General features: G+C 46.7%; 10 protein-coding genes, 1 tRNA gene, 3 rRNA genes and 1 riboswitch. Of the genes, 1 reads left to right on the top strand and 13 read right to left on the bottom strand.

Annotated features, from left to right (window positions below):
- Positions 1-18: 18 nt before the first annotated feature.
- From SCACP_RS03265 to SCACP_RS03245, 5 genes are all read right to left on the bottom strand, one after another.
- A 23S ribosomal RNA gene (locus SCACP_RS03265) occupies positions 19-3,068 on the bottom strand.
- Between the two features lie 497 nt (positions 3,069-3,565).
- A 5S ribosomal RNA gene (gene rrf / locus SCACP_RS03260) occupies positions 3,566-3,682 on the bottom strand.
- 4 nt (positions 3,683-3,686) lie between these two features.
- Positions 3,687-3,762, bottom strand: a tRNA-Ala gene (locus tag SCACP_RS03255).
- A gap of 433 nt (positions 3,763-4,195) precedes the next feature.
- Positions 4,196-5,837 (bottom strand): 16S ribosomal RNA (locus SCACP_RS03250).
- The 16S, 23S and 5S rRNA genes sit together here with 1 tRNA gene alongside, the layout of an rRNA operon.
- 554 nt (positions 5,838-6,391) lie before the next feature.
- A complete protein-coding gene (locus SCACP_RS03245; RefSeq protein WP_425061306.1) occupies positions 6,392-7,297 on the bottom strand; it encodes a sirohydrochlorin cobaltochelatase in 906 nt (301 codons plus the stop codon).
- Between the two features lie 348 nt (positions 7,298-7,645).
- Positions 7,646-7,826, bottom strand: a riboswitch (cobalamin riboswitch).
- Between the two features lie 247 nt (positions 7,827-8,073).
- Between SCACP_RS03245 and SCACP_RS03240 the strand changes: the two genes are divergently transcribed.
- The gene (locus SCACP_RS03240; protein WP_425059997.1) at positions 8,074-8,931 is read left to right on the top strand and encodes a class I SAM-dependent methyltransferase; all 858 of its coding nucleotides are present in this window, start codon (positions 8,074-8,076) and stop codon (positions 8,929-8,931) included.
- A 13-nt stretch (positions 8,932-8,944) separates the two neighbouring features.
- Here the strand turns inward: SCACP_RS03240 and SCACP_RS03235 are convergent, their stop codons facing one another.
- The 8 genes from SCACP_RS03235 to SCACP_RS03200 all read right to left on the bottom strand — a co-directional run bounded on the left by SCACP_RS03235 (position 8,945) and on the right by SCACP_RS03200 (position 18,044).
- Entirely contained in the window at positions 8,945-9,367 is a 423-nt protein-coding gene (locus SCACP_RS03235; RefSeq protein WP_425059996.1) for a DUF3842 family protein, read from the bottom strand.
- Between the two features lie 422 nt (positions 9,368-9,789).
- The gene (locus SCACP_RS03230) at positions 9,790-9,999 is read right to left on the bottom strand and encodes a CooT family nickel-binding protein (RefSeq protein WP_425059995.1); all 210 of its coding nucleotides are present in this window, start codon (positions 9,997-9,999) and stop codon (positions 9,790-9,792) included.
- The gene (locus tag SCACP_RS03225; protein ID WP_425059994.1) at positions 9,986-10,423 is read right to left on the bottom strand and encodes a DUF3842 family protein; all 438 of its coding nucleotides are present in this window, start codon (positions 10,421-10,423) and stop codon (positions 9,986-9,988) included. The genes SCACP_RS03230 and SCACP_RS03225 overlap by 14 nt, the downstream gene beginning before the upstream one ends.
- A gap of 408 nt (positions 10,424-10,831) precedes the next feature.
- A complete protein-coding gene (locus SCACP_RS03220; protein ID WP_425059993.1) occupies positions 10,832-12,868 on the bottom strand; it encodes a TonB-dependent receptor in 2,037 nt (678 codons plus the stop codon).
- A 21-nt stretch (positions 12,869-12,889) separates the two neighbouring features.
- Positions 12,890-14,608, bottom strand: a complete 1,719-nt coding sequence (locus tag SCACP_RS03215; protein WP_425059992.1) for an ABC transporter ATP-binding protein — start codon at positions 14,606-14,608, stop codon at positions 12,890-12,892.
- 13 nt (positions 14,609-14,621) lie between these two features.
- Entirely contained in the window at positions 14,622-15,455 is an 834-nt protein-coding gene (locus SCACP_RS03210) for an ABC transporter permease (protein ID WP_425059991.1), read from the bottom strand.
- 32 nt (positions 15,456-15,487) lie between these two features.
- Entirely contained in the window at positions 15,488-16,441 is a 954-nt protein-coding gene (locus SCACP_RS03205) for an ABC transporter permease (RefSeq protein WP_425059990.1), read from the bottom strand.
- A gap of 28 nt (positions 16,442-16,469) precedes the next feature.
- Positions 16,470-18,044: an ABC transporter substrate-binding protein gene (locus tag SCACP_RS03200; RefSeq protein WP_425059989.1), complete on the bottom strand. Its 1,575-nt coding sequence runs from the start codon at positions 18,042-18,044 to the stop codon at positions 16,470-16,472.
- Positions 18,045-18,055: the final 11 nt, after the last annotated feature.

The following is an 18,055-nucleotide window of genomic DNA, read 5'->3' as shown; positions in this document are numbered from 1 at the left end:
ACTTTTGGCTCGCTTGTTTAAGTCAAGTCCTCGGCCGATTAGTACCAGTCAGCTCAATGGATTGCTCCACTTACACACCTGGCCTATCTACCTTATCATCTGTAAGGGGCCTTACTTCTTTCGAATGACAGACCTCATCTTAAGGCTGGTTTCACGCTTAGATGCTTTCAGCGTTTATCCTTTCCGGACGTAGCTACCCAGCTGTACTCCTGGCGGAATAACTGGTACACCATTGGTCCGTCCACTCCGGTCCTCTCGTACTAGGAGCAGTTCCCTTCAAGTCTCTTGCGCCCGCGATGGATAGGGACCGAACTGTCTCACGACGTTCTGAACCCAGCTCACGTACCACTTTAATGGGCGAACAGCCCAACCCTTGGGACCTACTTCAGCCCCAGGATGTGATGAGCCGACATCGAGGTGCCAAACCTCCCCGTCGATATGGACTCTTGGGAGAGATTAGCCTGTTATCCCCAGGGTAGCTTTTATCCGTTGAGCGATGGCCCTTCCACTCGGTACCACCGGATCACTAAGCCCGACTTTCGTCCCTGCTCGTCCTGTACGACTCGCAGTCAAGCTCCCTTCTGCCTTTACACTCTTCGCGCGATTTCCATCCGCGCTGAGGGAACCTTTGGGCGCCTCCGTTACTCTTTCGGAGGCGACCGCCCCAGTCAAACTGCCCGCCTGACACTGTCCCGAGTCTCGTTACTCCTTCGGTTAGAATTCCGGTAAATCAAGGGTGGTATCCCAACACCGACTCCACTGAAACTTGCGTCCCAGCTTCTCTGTCTCCCACCTATCCTGTACATCATTTACCAAAACTCAATGTCAGGTTGCAGTAAAGCTCCATGGGGTCTTTCTGTCCAGTCGCGGGTAACCTGCATCTTCACAGGTATTTCAATTTCACCGGGTCCCTCGTTGAGACAGTGCCCAAGTCGTTACACCTTTCGTGCGGGTCGGAACTTACCCGACAAGGAATTTCGCTACCTTAGGACCGTTATAGTTACGGCCGCCGTTTACCGGGGCTTCAGTTCGCAGCTTCGATTGCTCTAACCGCTCCCCTTAACCTTCCGGCACCGGGCAGGTGTCAGCACCTATACGTCAGCTTTCGCTTTAGCAGGCACCTGTGTTTGTGGTAAACAGTCGCTTGGGCCTCTCTTTTGCAACCTCTTTATGCTTCCACCGTTTCAAGTGTACACATCCGAGGCTCCCCTTTTCCCGAAGTTACGGGGACATTTTGCCGAGTTCCTTAACGAGGGTTCTCCCGCGCACCTTAGGATTCTCTCCCCGCCTACCTGTGTCGGTTTGCGGTACGGGCACCTTTTGTCTCGCTAGAAGCTTTTCTTGACAGCCGGGGATCAGCAAGTTCGCTCTTATTTCTAACAGCTCCCCGTCACTCCTCAGGCTTTTCGCATCACGGATTTGCCTGTGATGCACCCTACAAGTTTAGACGCGACTTTCCATCCTCGCGCTTGCCTGCCCTTCTGTGTCACTCCTTCGCTCAATCGACTCCGGGTGGTACTGGAATGTTAACCAGTTGTCCATCGCCTACGCATCCTCGCCTCGGCTTAGGTCCCGACTGACTCTGAGCGGACGATCCTTCCTCAGAAACCCTTAGGCTTTCGGTGGACAAGATTCTCACTTGTCTTTTCGCTACTCATACCGGCATTCTCACTTCTATACTCTCCAGTACTCCTTCCGGTATACCTTCACCGGGTATAGAACGCTCCCCTACCATAACGGTAGGCAGTCAACAGGTTTCAGGATTCTGGAAGTTACGAGTTAACATTCTCTCTTAATCGATATAGCTGTTTACTAATTACTTCATATTCCAATCATTTCATATCCTCCGATTCCTGCTGCCTGTTGACAGCCTACCGCTATCCATAGCTTCGGTTCCGTACTTTAGCCCCGGTCATCTTCGGCGCACAATCTCTCGACCAGTGAGCTATTACGCACTCTTTGAATGGTGGCTGCTTCTAAGCCAACATCCTGGTTGTTTCGGAAATTGCACATCCTTTGCCACTTAGTACGGCATTCGGGACCTTAGCTGATGGTCTGGGCTGTTTCCCTCTTGACCACGGATCTTATCACTCGTAGTCTGACTCCCAAGTTTTGAGTACAGCCATTCGCAGTTTGACAAGGTTCAGTAACCTAAACGGCCCCTAGCCCTATCAGTGCTCTACCGTCTGTACTTACCTCTTGAGGCTAGCCCTAAAGCTATTTCGGGGAGAACCAGCTATCTCCGCGTTCGATTGGCATTTCACCCCTATCCACAACTCATCCCAAAGCTTTTCAACGCTCACGGGTTCGGGCCTCCACGCATTTTTACCTGCGCTTCACCCTGGTCATGGATAGATCACTGCGGTTTCGGGTCTACAATAACTAACTTTCCGCCCTCTTGAGACTCGCTTTCGCTCCGGCTCCGTGTTTTCCACTTAACCTCGCTAGTTACTGTAACTCGCCGGTTCATTCTTCAATAGGCACGCCGTCGACCTTTTAACGGTCTTCGACTGCTTGTAGACATACGGTTTCAGGTTCTCTTTCACTCCCCTCCCGGGGTGCTTTTCACCTTTCCCTCACGGTACTATGCGCTATCGGTCGCCAAGGAGTATTTTGCCTTGGAGGGTGGTCCCCCCTGCTTCCCACAGGGTTCCTCGTGTCCCGTGGTACTCTGGATTCCAGCCGTTTCGCCTCTGTCTTTCGCCTACAGGGCTGTTACCTTCTGCGGCCTACCTTTCCAGGTAGTTCGACTAGACCTGGCTCAACTTCCGCCGGTCCTCAACCCCAAAGAGCAAAAGCTCTCTGGTTTGGGCTCTTCCCCGTTCGCTCGCCGCTACTTAGGGAATCTCGTTTGATTACTTTTCCTCCGGGTACTTAGATGTTTCAGTTCCCCGGGTGCCCTCCTAACCTAAGTTAGGTGACGGTGCATTATCACCGCCGGGTTCCCCCATTCGGATATTCATGGATCAGTGCCTGCTTGCGGCTCCCCATGACTTTTCGCAGCTTACCGCGTCCTTCGTCGGCTCTTGGCGCCCAGGCATCCGCCGTATGCCCTTATTAACTTGACTTAGCTGCAACTGTCTATAAACAGCCATCTGCGTTGTTGGTACTCAACCCGATTGTTTGCGTACACCAGTACGCGGCACTGCTCGGGTTTCCGTTCCGCCTAGCATCTGTCCATTTCTAGCCAGTTTCGCGTTGCCATGTTCATAGCTTACGTTTTGCCTTTAGTTCGTCCTAATTGCGCTGCGCACATCGAATCCAGAATACACAGTGTGACGGCCTGTTGGCCATGGCCTGCGCATCAGCTGGTTCGATAGAACGCTGTTAAGTTACTTCTACATATCTACATATGAGAGGTATTACTTTACTTTGCTTTCTTCTGTGCAGTTTTCAAGGAACATCGGAAAAGCTATGTTATCACATTGTACCGTATATTTCAACAGGTATTCGTGGTAACTGAGATTGCTTCACTTCGTTCGCAATGACCAAGGGGTTAAAAACCATCGTTATTGCGTCATTGCGAGCGCCAGCGTGACAATCTCACTTTTTTTGCTTTTCCCTAAACCAGCAACTTCCTATTCTCCCGGGCCGTTTCCAGCCAAGTACCTTTGGCGTTTGCATGCTTAACTTCCGTGTTCGGTATGGGAACGGGTGGAACCATGCAGCTATCGTCACTGGATATATGGTGGAGATAAGCGGGATCGAACCGCTGGCCTCTTGAATGCCATTCAAGCGCTCTCCCAGCTGAGCTATATCCCCACGATTTTGTTGTCAGGAATACTTATGTTATCACAGTTCACCGTGTATTTCAACAGGTATTTTGTGGTAACCGAGATTGCTTCACTTGCGTTCGCAATGACGATTGGATTTTAACCCCGGTCATTGCTAGCACCGTCGCCTATGAGACCATATTCGAAGCATAAAGTCATTGAATAGTGCTTAACTAGGCATTTACGGCATCGCAGCGTGGCAATCTCGCTTTTGCATTCCCTCAAAACTAAACAATGTAAGTCGATACTACAGCCACCTCATATGGTGCGTCTAGTATCTATGCATTCGCCAAATGTCCGCACATCGAATTAAGACTGACCTTTACGACGGTCTGTCAGATAATCTGCTGTCTGCAGACTTCCTCGATGGTATCGCCGACCTTGGAAGTAGTCCGAGTGTCACCTCGAACAGTTCTCCCTAGAAAGGAGGTGATCCAGCCGCACCTTCCGATACGGCTACCTTGTTACGACTTCACCCCAATCATCGGCCCCACCTTAGACGGCTGGCTCCAATTCGGTTAGCAGTCTGCAGGTTTCAGGTTTCAGGAGTTCCTTTCGGCTTCCCCCGTTTCCCGCTTCCTGCCTACTGTTAACCGAACCGGTTACCCCACCGGCTTCGGGTGTTTCCAACTTTCGTGGTGTGACGGGCGGTGTGTACAAGGCCCGGGAACGTATTCACCGCAGTATGCTGACCTGCGATTACTAGCGATTCCGACTTCACGGAGGCGGGTTGCAGCCTCCGATCCGAACTGAGAGCTCATTTGCGCGCTTTGCTTGACCTCGCGGTCTTGCCTCGCTTTGTTTAAGCCCATTGTAGTACGTGTGTAGCCCAGGACATAAGGGGCATGATGACTTGACGTCATCCCCGCCTTCCTCCGCATTCTCTGCGGCAGTCTCCCTTGAGTTCCCACCATAACGTGCTGGCAACAAAGGATAAGGGTTGCGCTCGTTGCGGGACTTAACCCAACATCTCACGACACGAGCTGACGACAGCCATGCACCACCTGTTTTCGCGTCTCCCGAAGGAGAGGGATCTATCTCTAGACCTTTCGCTCAATGTCAAGCCCTGGTAAGGTTCTTCGCGTTGCGTCGAATTAAACCACATACTCCACCGCTTGTGCGGGCCCCCGTCAATTCCTTTGAGTTTCAACCTTGCGGCCGTACTCCCCAGGCGGGATACTTATTGCGTTAACTCCGGCACAGAAGGGGTCGATACCTCCTACACCTAGTATCCATCGTTTACGGCCAGGACTACCGGGGTATCTAATCCCGTTCGCTCCCCTGGCTTTCGCGCCTCAGTGTCAGACACAGTCCAGAAAGCCGCCTTCGCCACTGGTGTTCCTCCCAATATCTACGCATTTCACCGCTACACTGGGAATTCCGCTTTCCTCTCCTGCACTCAAGATCTCCAGTTTCCTGCGCCTATACGGCGTTGAGCACCGCTCTTAGACTCAAGACTTAATGATCCACCTACGCGCCCTTTACGCCCAATAATTCCGGACAACGCTTGCCACCTACGTATTACCGCGGCTGCTGGCACGTAGTTAGCCGTGGCTTCCTCCTTTGGTACCGTCATTAGCTTGGATTATTCACCCAAACCACGTTCGTCCCAAACGACAGAGCTTTACAACCCGAAGGCCTTCTTCACTCACGCGGCGTTGCTCCGTCAGACTTTCGTCCATTGCGGAAGATTCCCCACTGCTGCCTCCCGTAGGAGTCTGGGCCGTGTCTCAGTCCCAGTGTGGCCGTTCATCCTCTCAGACCGGCTACTGATCGTCGCCTTGGTGAGCCGTTACCTCACCAACCAGCTAATCAGACGCAGACCCATCTCTAAACGGTAGCTTATAAATAGAGGCCACCTTTCTTATCCTCGCCATGCGGCCAGGATACCACATTCGGTATTAGCACCACTTTCGCGGTGTTGTCCCCAATTTAGAGGCAGGTTGTCTACGCGTTACTCACCCGTTCGCCACTAAGTATCCATAAATGAATACTCCGTTCGACTTGCATGTGTTAGGCACGCCGCCAGCGTTCGTCCTGAGCCAGGATCAAACTCTCCATGAAAAACAGGCACACAGCGCTTTAGCGCTGATGTGATCGCTTTGTTCGCTGCGTTAGCAGTCGAACATCCGCGTTATCATGAAGCCATTTGTTGGCTCGTTAAATCAATAAAGAATTAATTTAGGTTTTCGTATGTCGCAAGCGACACACGAACCGCACATCTGGCCCGTACAATGTATCGAGAATACATAACATGACGGCCGTCAAGACCATGAATATTATGCAGCCCGTACAATAGTACGCTTTTGATGCATTCTTACATTGTTCAGTTTTCAGGGAACACACGCCACTGTATCACAGCGACTTTTATATATTAACACAGTGTCTTTATCTGTGTCAATATGTTTTTGGGTGGTATTTTTTGTAATTATCACTACTGTTCAGTAACTTGTTAACTGCGAACAGCTTCTACATAATATCTTATTAAAATCCTTATGTCAAGCAGATTCATATTTCACATAGAAACCGGATTCTGTACAGTTGGTCTGACAGTTAAAAAGCCTGTCCCGAAAAAACATTCCGGGATAGGCTTTACTTTTCCATTTATATTCTAATTATTATTGTAGGGTTTTCATTGCTTCTTTTAAATGATTTACATAAACATCTTGAATAGCGGTATTTTCCCCTAGTCCATGAAGATAGGTTTCAACTTTAAAGCCGGCTTCCATCAATTGGCTCTTATGTGATTCCTTGTCGCTACCGGCCATGTCATTATTGGCATGATCACCAGCCACCAGCATAAATGGAACTAAAGTAACTTTTTTAATACGATTGGCTTTGAGCTGCGGAATGACATCTTCTAACATAGGTGTTCCTTCCACAGTATAGACAAAGACATTTTTCCAGCCAAGTTGACTGATTTTAGCCTGTAGCACGGTGTAATAAGCATTGGCAGGATGAGGAGTTCCATGGGCCATTACCAGAATAGCTTCATCCTTTTTTAAAGAAGCAGGTAATTGCGTCTTAAATGCATGCAGCACTGTTTTAAAATCATCAGGTTTATCCTCTTGTCCCATATAATACAGCAGAGATCGACCCATCACAATTTGCTTAAAGGCTCCCTCAGTTTTATATTTTTGGACAACCCGATTAATATAATCATATTCAACACCGGGAATCACATCTAACGTTTGCACTGCGACTGTGGTATAACCATCATCTTTTAGTCTCTTCAAAGCCTGTTCAGGAGTATCTACATCAATACCATCCCGCTCTTTTAACACTTTGATAATCTTATGAGAACTGAAGGCACGACGTACTTCATAATCAGGAAATTCAGTGCGAATTTTGCTTTCTACCGCCTCAATGGTCATTTTGCGGGTATCTTCATAGGTGGTCCCAAAGCTTACCACCAATATAGCCTTTTTTCCCTGATCTGCCGGCGCAGCCCAGGCTGATTTGGGACTTAGCCCGGTAAAACCAAATACCGTCAATATACAGATAGTTGCAACCCAAAAATACATTTTTCTCAAGATAAATCCACTCCTAATTTATGTATTACCTAAAAACTAACTATCGTGGTTCTCTTAAAACTATCCACTCATATGCTTTCACCCCGCGTTTAATATTGATATGTATATCAGTGTATGATTGGAAAAAGGATGGTCATAATGACCCGCGCCAAGGGCGCAACATTCGAAAGGAGCGTTTGAAAAAATAGCATAAATAATGAAACTCCCGACTGTTAGATAGCCGGGAGTTGTTAACAGTGGGCCAAATAAAAACTCCTGGTTTAAGACCAGGAGTGAATTCAGCGACGTACGCCTAAAAAGCGCTTACTGTAATCCCCTCCCCATACCTCGTGGGTAAAAACGGCGACTGTCAGATAGGCAGTTCTCCTGGCTCCGGATCACAGCTTGCTTAAACCTTCCCAAGACTCTCGTCCCAGTGGCATATCTTAAGCTTGCTCCCCGTTACAGTGGCGGGACCGCGCCGGCTTTTAACCGGTCTTCCCTATTAAGCCCGTAGGGCACCTACCTCATTTAATATTCTATTGGATATTACAAAATTTAGTATATACCTCATTATGAATAATGTCAAGCCTCAATGTTTGGCTCCTACTCTTTAACCCCAGCTGTTATAATTGACAATTATCTTAAAACAATTTATATTTAAGCTAGTAGTATGAATCACGAAGATTCAAGAATCCGGTATGAAACCTGAGGAATTACTCCTTAGATTTTCATGCTTTTTTTATTGAGCAATACCCCAGACGCCAATTCAGAAAGGATGAAAATAAATGTGTAATACAAAATTCTGGACTGATGCTTGGCAAGAAGCACGGGAAACTTCCAGCCAAGCTCCAAGTTATGGCAACAAACAAGGCTGGCAACATTTTTGGAATACTTTCGCCGAACAATACGCTTTGCGCAACCGCCAAAGCCGTCCTATATACAACACTATTATCGATGGATTAGTTACCGACGGTGCGATCACCCCCGATTGTACTGTACTTGATATTGGCTGCGGCGCCGGTACATTCACACTCCCTCTGGCCGCCAGGGCTAAACAAGTGACTGGACTTGACACTGCCGGACAGATGTTAGCCGTAATGCAATCAGAAGCAATGCATGACGGTGTTGCTGACAAGGTATTGACACTGCAAACGGATTGGCTTGATCTGCCTTCCGAACCGGCCTATGATGTAGTGTTTGCCGCCAACACTACCGCAATCAACGACTATGACAGCTTGATGAAAATGAACGAACTCTCACGCGGCACATGCTGTCTGATAGGTTTTGCCGGTACTTATCACATAAAGGTACGTACACTGCTGTGGGAGCACTTGATGGGAACGCCGCCTGAACATACAGCTTTTGATATTCAGTACCCTTTCAACATTCTGTATCAGGAGCGTTATCTGCCTAACATCAAGTTTTACAGCTACCGTCAGCGTTACCGCGAAACACTGGCCTATATGATCGAGTACTACTCCAGTTATTTTAAGTTGTTTGGCCTTGAGGGCCCGGAAACAACCGCCAAAATCACCGAGTTTCTGGCCAATCGGGCACTTGAAGACTACTGTACCGAGCTTATCAGTGCCACCATCGGCGTGCTGTGGTGGCGGGCTGACCGCAAAGCCACAATATTGGAATGAATGCCACTTATATTTACCAGGATTTACCCTGAACAAGTTCGTTTACTTTAGCCGCTGCTTCCTTTATCGAGACTACCAATGGCCGGCTTTCCAGGCCAACGATATCGAAATGGCTCTGATTTACCGGTACTAACACTTTATGCGCATCAGATGAGGCAACAGCTTCGGCAATCTTCGGTGTAATTTCACCCATTAGCGAGTTAGGAATAATAATACCAATCGGTCCCACAACCACATCAGCCTTGCGGATGGAGACCACCACGGCATTTTCGCCGGTAGCGCCGCGCATGGCTCCGGCCCGCACCATGTTGTTGGTTGCCAGTGCATTCGTGCCTAGTGCAATAATATCAGCTTTTTGCCCCAGTTGCGCCGAAAGTTGTGTAACCAGTTGCACCCCCAGGCCCCCGCCCATACCGTCAATAACTGCAATCAACATTTGTTCTACCACCTTCCGCTCAAACTGGACGATTAATATTGCGGCATAAAAAAAAGCCCTAAAGATATTTTTCTAAATACAAATACCTTCATGGCCGCTTATCCAAATAACATTAAACCTAATACTCAAAATTCACCGCGTTTCTCTACGGAGCATGACAGCTTCAACTGTCTTTAGCGTTGTAATTGTATCAAAATTCACTTTTACTTGTCAATATAATTTTGAATTATCCGTAATAGATAGTAAAAAAGCGCTATTTGTTCAACTATATAGTATCCAATAAAGATGTACAGGCGTGTTGTTAGTATAAGCGTAAGTCAAGCGCCAGCGGTGGAGCGTTACTAACAACACGCCTAGAAAAAAATCTTTATTGGATTTCATATAGACAAATAGCGCTTTTTATCTAATGATACCCTCATCTGCTAGACGGTTTCTTCCGCTGCAATCATTTCCAGAATAATACGGTGATCAACCAAGTTGAGTTCTTTAATCTTGGCAGCAATCATTTTTCGCTGCCCAAAAATATTCTCCAAATAGATTTCACCATTCTGAGGCACCACGCGATCGACACGCTCCATCAGTAACTCTTCCTGTTCACCACCCTTGTAAAGATAAGCATTAGCTTCGCACATTACAGTTCCCTCCATTTCCTATATATTGTTTAATTTGTAAAATCAAAGCATCCACTTGGTGTGGTAACGGTTCGGATTTTATGCCAACAAGATCAATGTTATTGCGATGAATGGGCAATAATATCTTTCGGGCTTTGCTGGTTACTATGCGCCTAGCCATTTTTGCTGTTAACTCCCCCTTCATTGAGTCAGGTAAAATAATACTCAGCGGACCTACAATCAAGTCTACCTCATCTACATTACATATGAGTGCATTTTCCCCGGTAGCGCCTTCATTCGCCCCCGCCCTGAGCATAATAGAAGTAGCCTGCGAATTGGTTCCAATAGCCAAAATTTCAACGGTACTACGAAATTCAACCCGCATTCGTTCAATGATTACTCTGCCAATTCCGCCGCCTTGCCCGTCAACAACGGCAATATACATAAAATCCCTCCAATAAACCAATACGGTATACTTCTTTCTCGTCTGACTCAAAAACCATACCACGAAACTAAGCAACATTCAGCATATTCGAGCAAATAACTCCCTGTTTCTAAAATGAGAAAAGAGCTTCCTATACTATTGTTTACATCTTTCTATATCTCATAAGCAGTTTCCTTCTATAACTAATGATAAAAAACCATCAAGACTACCGGCTTTATACCGATGCCTTCATGGCTACTTGTTTTATAAAATATTAAAATAAAACCAAAAATAAGTATAAAGCAACTGACCGTAAGTTCCTACGGAATAAAGGCAGTTTCAACTGCCTGCTAATATATAAATTGTACTAAATTTCACTTTTATTGTCAATCAAAGCTTCATCCTACTTAACTCCCCCCTTATTAAATTTTAGAAACCAATTTGATAGGATAGGCTGTAGTTTATTCCCGGCATCGGGAATCCTGCTGTTTGTTCATAATCGACATCAAACAGGTTGTTGACTGCCAGGGCAACTGTTGATTCATTCTTAGTATAGGACAAGCCCAGGTTAAACAAGGTGTATCCACGCGTCGTAGCAGCCGCTACGGTTTGGATTCGTTGCCCGTCCAGCGCCGCCACGAAACCCTGACGGTTATTGTAGCGTAGTCCCAGATTGATCGTAGCTTTGGGGATGGTGGTAAGTTCTGTACCGGTAGGATCTAGCTGATCGCCGCTTTTGCTTGAATGTTGGGTAGTATAGTTAAATACCATCCCCCATTTTTTTGAAAATTGATAATCGCTAGCGATTTCAACCCCTTTAATTTTTGCATTGTCGATGTTGTAAGTAGGCGGACCGGAGTTAATACCGGACCCCATATAAGTAGTCACATAATCATCAATATCATTGAAGAATCCCGTTACCCTGGCGCCAAATTTGTCAGTAAACTGTTTTTTCCAGCCTAATTCATAGGCCATACCACTTTCCGGCTCTAACTGACCGATAACCTGTTGCCAGTCTGCCAGCGTCCAGTTTAAATGATTATAAGTTATGTACTTAGTATAATTAGAGTTGCTCACATTGCTCGGCGAATAATTCATTTGCCAACGAACATAGTCAGATACCGTCGGCGGCCGGAACACCAGGCTGGCACTGGCATATACAGCTTCCTGAGGATTGAGCTGATAGGTCATATTAACTTTAGGACTTAGTTTCGACTTATCGGAATATTCCTTAGAAGTCAAAAGATTGCTGGATTGATATTGATCATACCGTAACCCCAAACCTAACAGCGTTTTCTCATTTAGCTGCCAGTTATCCTGAATAAAATATCCATTGAGTTCCGATTCCAGAGAACTTGGACTACTGCTAATAACATCATATTTCAATTTACGGTAGTCCAGACCGGTCGTCAGTTTATGTTTGCCCAGTTGCCGGGTCTGTTGCCAGTTATAGCCACTGTTGTCGGTTTTCAGTTCCGGCGTTTCCGGGTCTTTACCCAAGTAGCGCAGCCAGTCATTCCGGTCCTGCTTATTTTTGTATAATCCTAATTTCCAGTCACCGTCGTTATAGTTTAACGCATAATTCTTGGTGTTAAATTCACGATAGCTACCGTCCAAATACTGGTTACCGCTTTTAGTAGTAGTCGGAGCCATCGGCACTGTGGGATAATCCGGGTCATAGCCGTTGTCGTTATTGGCGTCCTGGTTATTGCCCACCAGGGTGCCTTCTTTGCGGTAGCTGTCCGTTATGGCCAAAGACAATTTCTGTGTGTCAGTGAAATTATAGGTCAGATTTAAATTGACATCATGACTATCTTTGAAATTGTTGCGATAAAAACCGTCACTTTCTTTTTTATCAGCACTAATGGTCCAGGATATTTTGCCATCCTGAGTAATTCCCTGGTTACTTACCGAATATTTTCTGTCACCATAACTGCCAATACTTGATTTTAGATAGGTCTTGTTTTCACCCGGGGTATCGACGGTGACGATATTGATGACGCCGCCCCACGTGCCGCCATATTGCGCCGAGCTGGCCCCCCGGATAATTTCGATTTTTTTGACATTGCTTACCGGCAAAGAATCCCATTCCAGGGCGCGCCCCCGGTACAAACCGCCTTGATTTTCAATAATATTGCCGTTAATCGCCACCAACAGCCGGTCATTGGTCATGCCGCGCATAGACACGGTGGTTCCCGACTGCGGACTGGTCGTTACTATAACACCGGGAACATCTTGCAGCAAATCGGTAATACTATTAATTTGGCCGGCATCAATTTTATCTTTCACATTAAGGGAGGTTACCTTGGTTGTTTCGCCGTCGCCCACAATTTTACTATCTGTTACCACAATGGTTTCCAGGGTAAAATCCTGCGGGGTGTCCTCAGCGTAGGTAAGGGGAGTAGCCTGCAGTAATGCAGCCATTGCTATTAGCAGCATCTTTTCTTTCTTAATCCTTTTCAACATTTTCTCATCTCCATTTGATGATTAGCATAATGATATTGTCGCTGCACCATCAAGCAATTTTTTGGTATAAGCCTGAACAGGCTTGGTGAAAACATGTTGAGCATTGCCTTTTTCAATAATCTTACCTTGATACATAACATAAACCCTGTCGGCTATTTTCTGAGCAACAGCCAAATCATGGGTAATATACAGCATGGCAAACCCCTTACGGTTTTGCAGTCCCTTTAAGAGACGCAAAATATTGGCCTGCGTAGAAGGATCAAGCATTGAACTGATTTCATCGGCAATTAATATTGACGGTTGCATAACCATCGCCCGGGCCAAAGCTATGCGCTGACGCTGACCGCCGCTCAGGGTATGGCATCTCCTGGCCAGGAAACTATCTTCACTGGGAAGTTGCACCTGGCTCAGGGCATCTTTGACCCAGTTAGTCCGTTGTTCAAGGGTACAATCACGTCTGATGACATCCAGCGGCTCCCTTATTGCCTCTTCGACTGTAAATTGCTCATTGACCGAGGAGTAGGGGTCCTGAAATACGATCTGTATGCCGTTTTGTCTGCAAGTAGCACTATAACCCGTTACTTTTTCGCCGTTAAAAAATACCTCACCGGCGTCTGCCGCAAGCACACCGCCAATAATACTCGCCAGCGTCGTTTTGCCTGAACCTGACTGCCCGATAAGTGCAACAGCTTCACCGGCACGAATATCTATCCCGCAGTTGTCGCATACTTTGATACGCTTTCCTTTAGATTTATAGGTTTTACAAATCCCGGATGCCTGTAGTAGGGTCACAATTCCTTTGCGGTTGCACGCCACTTTGCGTTCCAGGGACACATATTCCAACGAGGGCTTGTTTGTTTTACAGTATTCAATGCGCTGGTTGCACCTTGGATAAAAAGAACAGCCGCCCTGGTTACCATGAGCAGTTTCACCCGGAATGCCCCATAAATCCCGGTAAGGATTGATATCAGGTGAAGAATTCAACAGACCGCGCGTATAGTTGTGCATAGGATGATTGAGGATATCTTTGGTCAAGCCTTCTTCAACAATGCGCCCGTTATACATAACGATAAGCCGGGAAGCAAGCCTGGATACCGTTTTCATTTCATGAGAAATAACCATAAGTCCAAACTTTCTTTCCTGGTGCAGCGTGTATATAAGATCGATGATTTCCTGCTTGCTAACGGCATCCAACGCATTGGTAGGTTCATCCACAATCAATATGTCAGGGTCACAGGACAATGCCATCGCCAATAGAACCCGTTGGCGAATACCACCGGACAACTGATGAGGATAATATTCTTGCCAAAACGGTTCAAGGCCCACCATTTTAAATAAATTGTTAATTTTTTCACAAATCAGCGTTGGTCGCAGCCCGGTATGTTTTTTTAAACATTCATAAATTTGTTCATAGATGGTAAGTACAGGATTAAGTACATCAAGGCTGTTCTGAAAAACAAGGGCAAGACGGCGCCATCGATAATAATTACGTTCGGTTTCAGAAAGCTGCTGTAGATTTTCTCCACAATAACTGATTGTCCCGCCAATAGCGGCCGTTTTATCCAATAACCCCATAAGGGCCAGAGCCAATGTTGTCTTGCCGCTGCCCGACTCGCCAATGATCCCCAGACTGCCGCCTTTTTCCAGGGAAAGTGATATGTCATCGACGGCCTGTACCCTTTGTTCACCGGTACCATAGCCTATAAACAAATTTTTAACTTGTAGCACTGACTGCTCCATCCCCTCTATCTCCTTAAAGCTTCGAATTGACCAATTTCTCGCATTCCCTGGCCAAGACGGCAATAGCCGCCACTACTAAGATGATTGCGACCAGCGGTGCAGTAACCCACCATTTCCAGAACTCGGTAAAATATATACCTTTAAAATGAACAGCATAGTTTAAAATCAGACCCCAACTTTTCGAAGTTGGATCACCCAACCCCAGAAATGACAGGCTGGCTTCAGCGACAATCGCCCTGCCTGTCAGCCGAATAATGCTGACGGCAACAAGCGGTAGTATACCAGGCAAGAAATGCCGTGACGCCAGATGGAAAAATCCTGCCCCGTAACTTCTGGCTGCCGTGATAAATTTTTCTTGTTTCATAGTCAAAATTCTCGACCGTACAATTCTTGCCGGCGCTGTCCAGGAAAACAAAGTAAGCACAAGAATGATATTCATGATACTGGGACCGAAAAAAGCTCCTAAAACAATCATCATTGGCAAATCGGGCAGAACAATCATTAAATCCGTCAGCCGCATGACCACCCGGTCAGTCAGACCGCCAAAATAACCGGCAACCATGCCAATCATACAACCGCCAAATCCGGCCAGCAACGCCGTGCTGATGCCTACACAGATACTCAGCCTGGCCCCGTGGCAAATTTGTGTCCAAATATCGATCCCCAGGTCGTCAGTCCCCAGCCAGTGTGCGGCGGAGGGCGGCTGTAACGCTTTTCCTGATGGTATATTGTGCGGATACGGTGACAATAGTCCTGCAAAGAGAGCGATTGTCAGTACCAAAAGCAAAAGAGCGGCAGCCGTTTTTCCTGAACAAGAAAGCTTTTGATATTGCTTAACCACTAACATGATTGTATTAATATAACGTCTTCCCTTCGTTTTCAAGTAATCCTCGGGTCAAGCTTCTTGTACAACATATCGGCAACAAAGTTCATTGTCAGCACGCTCACCGCAAAAAACATAAATATGCCTTGCATAAGTATATAATCTCTAAGCATCACTGATTCGCGCATAAGTTGACCAACACCAGGGTAGTTGAAAACATTTTCCACAAGCACCGCGCCCCCGAAAACAGTACCGAGACTTAAAAACATTCTGGTAATTACCGGTATAGCCGCATTTCTTAACGCATGGACAAATAAAATGCGGCTTTTTGACAGTCCCTTGCCACGGGCGGTGCGCATATAATCCTTTGACAATACAGTCAGCATGCTGCTTCTGGCAATCATAAAAAACTCGCCGAGTCGCGCCAGCACCAGGGTAATAACAGGAAGAACGGCGTGATGAACAATATCCAATGCCTGCTGCACCGGAGTAGCAAATACCGCAAACGTACTCGTCCCACCCGCCAGGGGAAACCAGCCCAGCCAGGCCGCGCCGGCAAATAAAAGCAATAATCCCATCAGGAAAGCAGGAATCTCGGAAAAGCAGATCATAACCAGGTATAAATACCGGTCAAATGCATTGTTCCGGTTCCAGGCGGCAAGACTGCCCAGAATAAGACCAAGCACGCAGCTTACCGTCAGCGATACAACGACCAGGGACACTGTCCAAAGCGCTCTTTTGCCGACAAGCGCAACAACATCCTCATTGTAGTAGATACTGTAGCCGATATTTCCCTGCAGCATGTTGCCAATATAGCTAACATACTGATTAATCAACGGTTTGTCCAGTCCATAATATGCTTTATACTTTTCAATCTGCTCTTCCGAATAAGCTACCGTTACCTCATCAGTACCGGCTGACAAAAAAGTGAACGGATCTCCGGGCATGAGCCGGGGAAGAAAAAAATTCAGTGTAATAATAAACAGAAAGGTAACCAAATATTCGGCCATTTTATGGAATGATTGCCTATTCATCGTTCTACATGGATTCAAGATAGGAAATTTTACTGTGAGTGACTTCATGGTGGTCGAACATATACCTCCAGCCGTCATATTTCGCAGGTCTGTATACAATATAGCCGGTCGTATTATAGAGAGGAATCTGCGGCACTTCTTCGGCAATTACCTCCTGCAACTGGAAAACCAGTGCTTTGCGTTTATCCGGGTCAAGTTCGGTCAGTTGCCGGTTACATAGCTCATTAATTGTTTCATTGTTATAACCGTATAGGCCATTCCCTGACGGACTTTGACCGGAAGATTTTTGATTGGCGTATACAGTCCGCAACAGATCAGCATCACTGCCCCAGCCGCCATGCCCGTTGATAATAAGTTCATAATCCCCTTTTTTCGCGGCCGCATCACGGGTTTTTTCATCAAGGCTTCTTACTGTCAGGTTGATACCGGCTTGGGCCAAGCTAATTTTTATTAATTCGGCCATTCTGATCTCATCATTAGAATTACCGATCAGCATGGTATAGGAAAATGTCTTACCCTGCAGCAATTCTCTCGCTTTGTCGATATTGAACGCATATTTTTTAACATTGTTGTTATACCAGATGTGATCAACCGGCAAATACCCGGCACTTGCCGGTACGGCCGCCCCCCGTGCCACCTTCTCAACAAGTTCCTGGGCATTAATGGCATAGGCAAATGCCTGTCTTATGTTCTTGTCCTTAAATTCCGGGCATTTTTCCATATTAAAGATGAGCCGGTAGCCCCAAAACGCCGGATTTTTTTTGATCATAAATTCTTTGTTATTTTCATACTGAGCCAGCAAGTCCGGAGATATGGCAGTCAGATCAATTTCGCCTTTGTTAAAAGCCAGGACATTATCGCTCACTGGAATAAACTGAACGATGTCCACTTTGGGTTTGGGTCCCCAATAATCCTTAAACGCTTCAAACTTATAAGCTCCCTGCTCTTTGCTATATTCCTTAAGAATATAGGGACCGCATCCAATCAACGCTTCCGGCTTGTTAAACTTTTTCGGATCGTCCACCGTCGCCCAGATATGGCGGGGAATAATTCTGGCGTTGCCCAGTCGCCCTAAAATAGTAGCATTAGGTTTATCAACAGTAATCTTTACGGTATGATCATCAACGACGTCTATAGCCTCAATAATGCGTTTCCCATTGATGGCCAGTTCATCGGATACCGGCGGATTTTTGGCATAGTATTCAAAGGAGAATTTCACATCGGCGGCGGTCAGTGGCTGACCGTCATGCCATTTGATGCCTTTGCGCAGATTGAAAATATATGTTTTGCCGTCGGCCGATATCTCCCACTTTTCAGCCAGCCACGGAATATAGCCTTTTTCTCCCCGTTCCAGCAAGCTGTCAAAAATTAGATTCATTTTGAAAATTCCCGGCCCCCGGGGGTAGTGTCCGAAGGGCGTGAGAAAACCTGCATCGCCGCCGGCAAGATTAATGACAAGCGGCTTGGTTACGCCTGCAGTACCGGCAGATTTTCCGGAGCTGCAGCCGGACGCAACAAGCATCAACGCCGCACATACGAGTAACGCTATTATTATTTGCAGCCGTTCTATCAACTTCATCCGCAACTCAC

It is taken from the genome of Sporomusaceae bacterium ACPt, from assembly GCA_041428575.1.
Lineage (GTDB): Bacteria > Bacillota > Negativicutes > Sporomusales > Sporomusaceae > Sporomusa_D > Sporomusa_D carbonis.
This window is presented reverse-complemented; position numbering and strand designations above follow the sequence as displayed.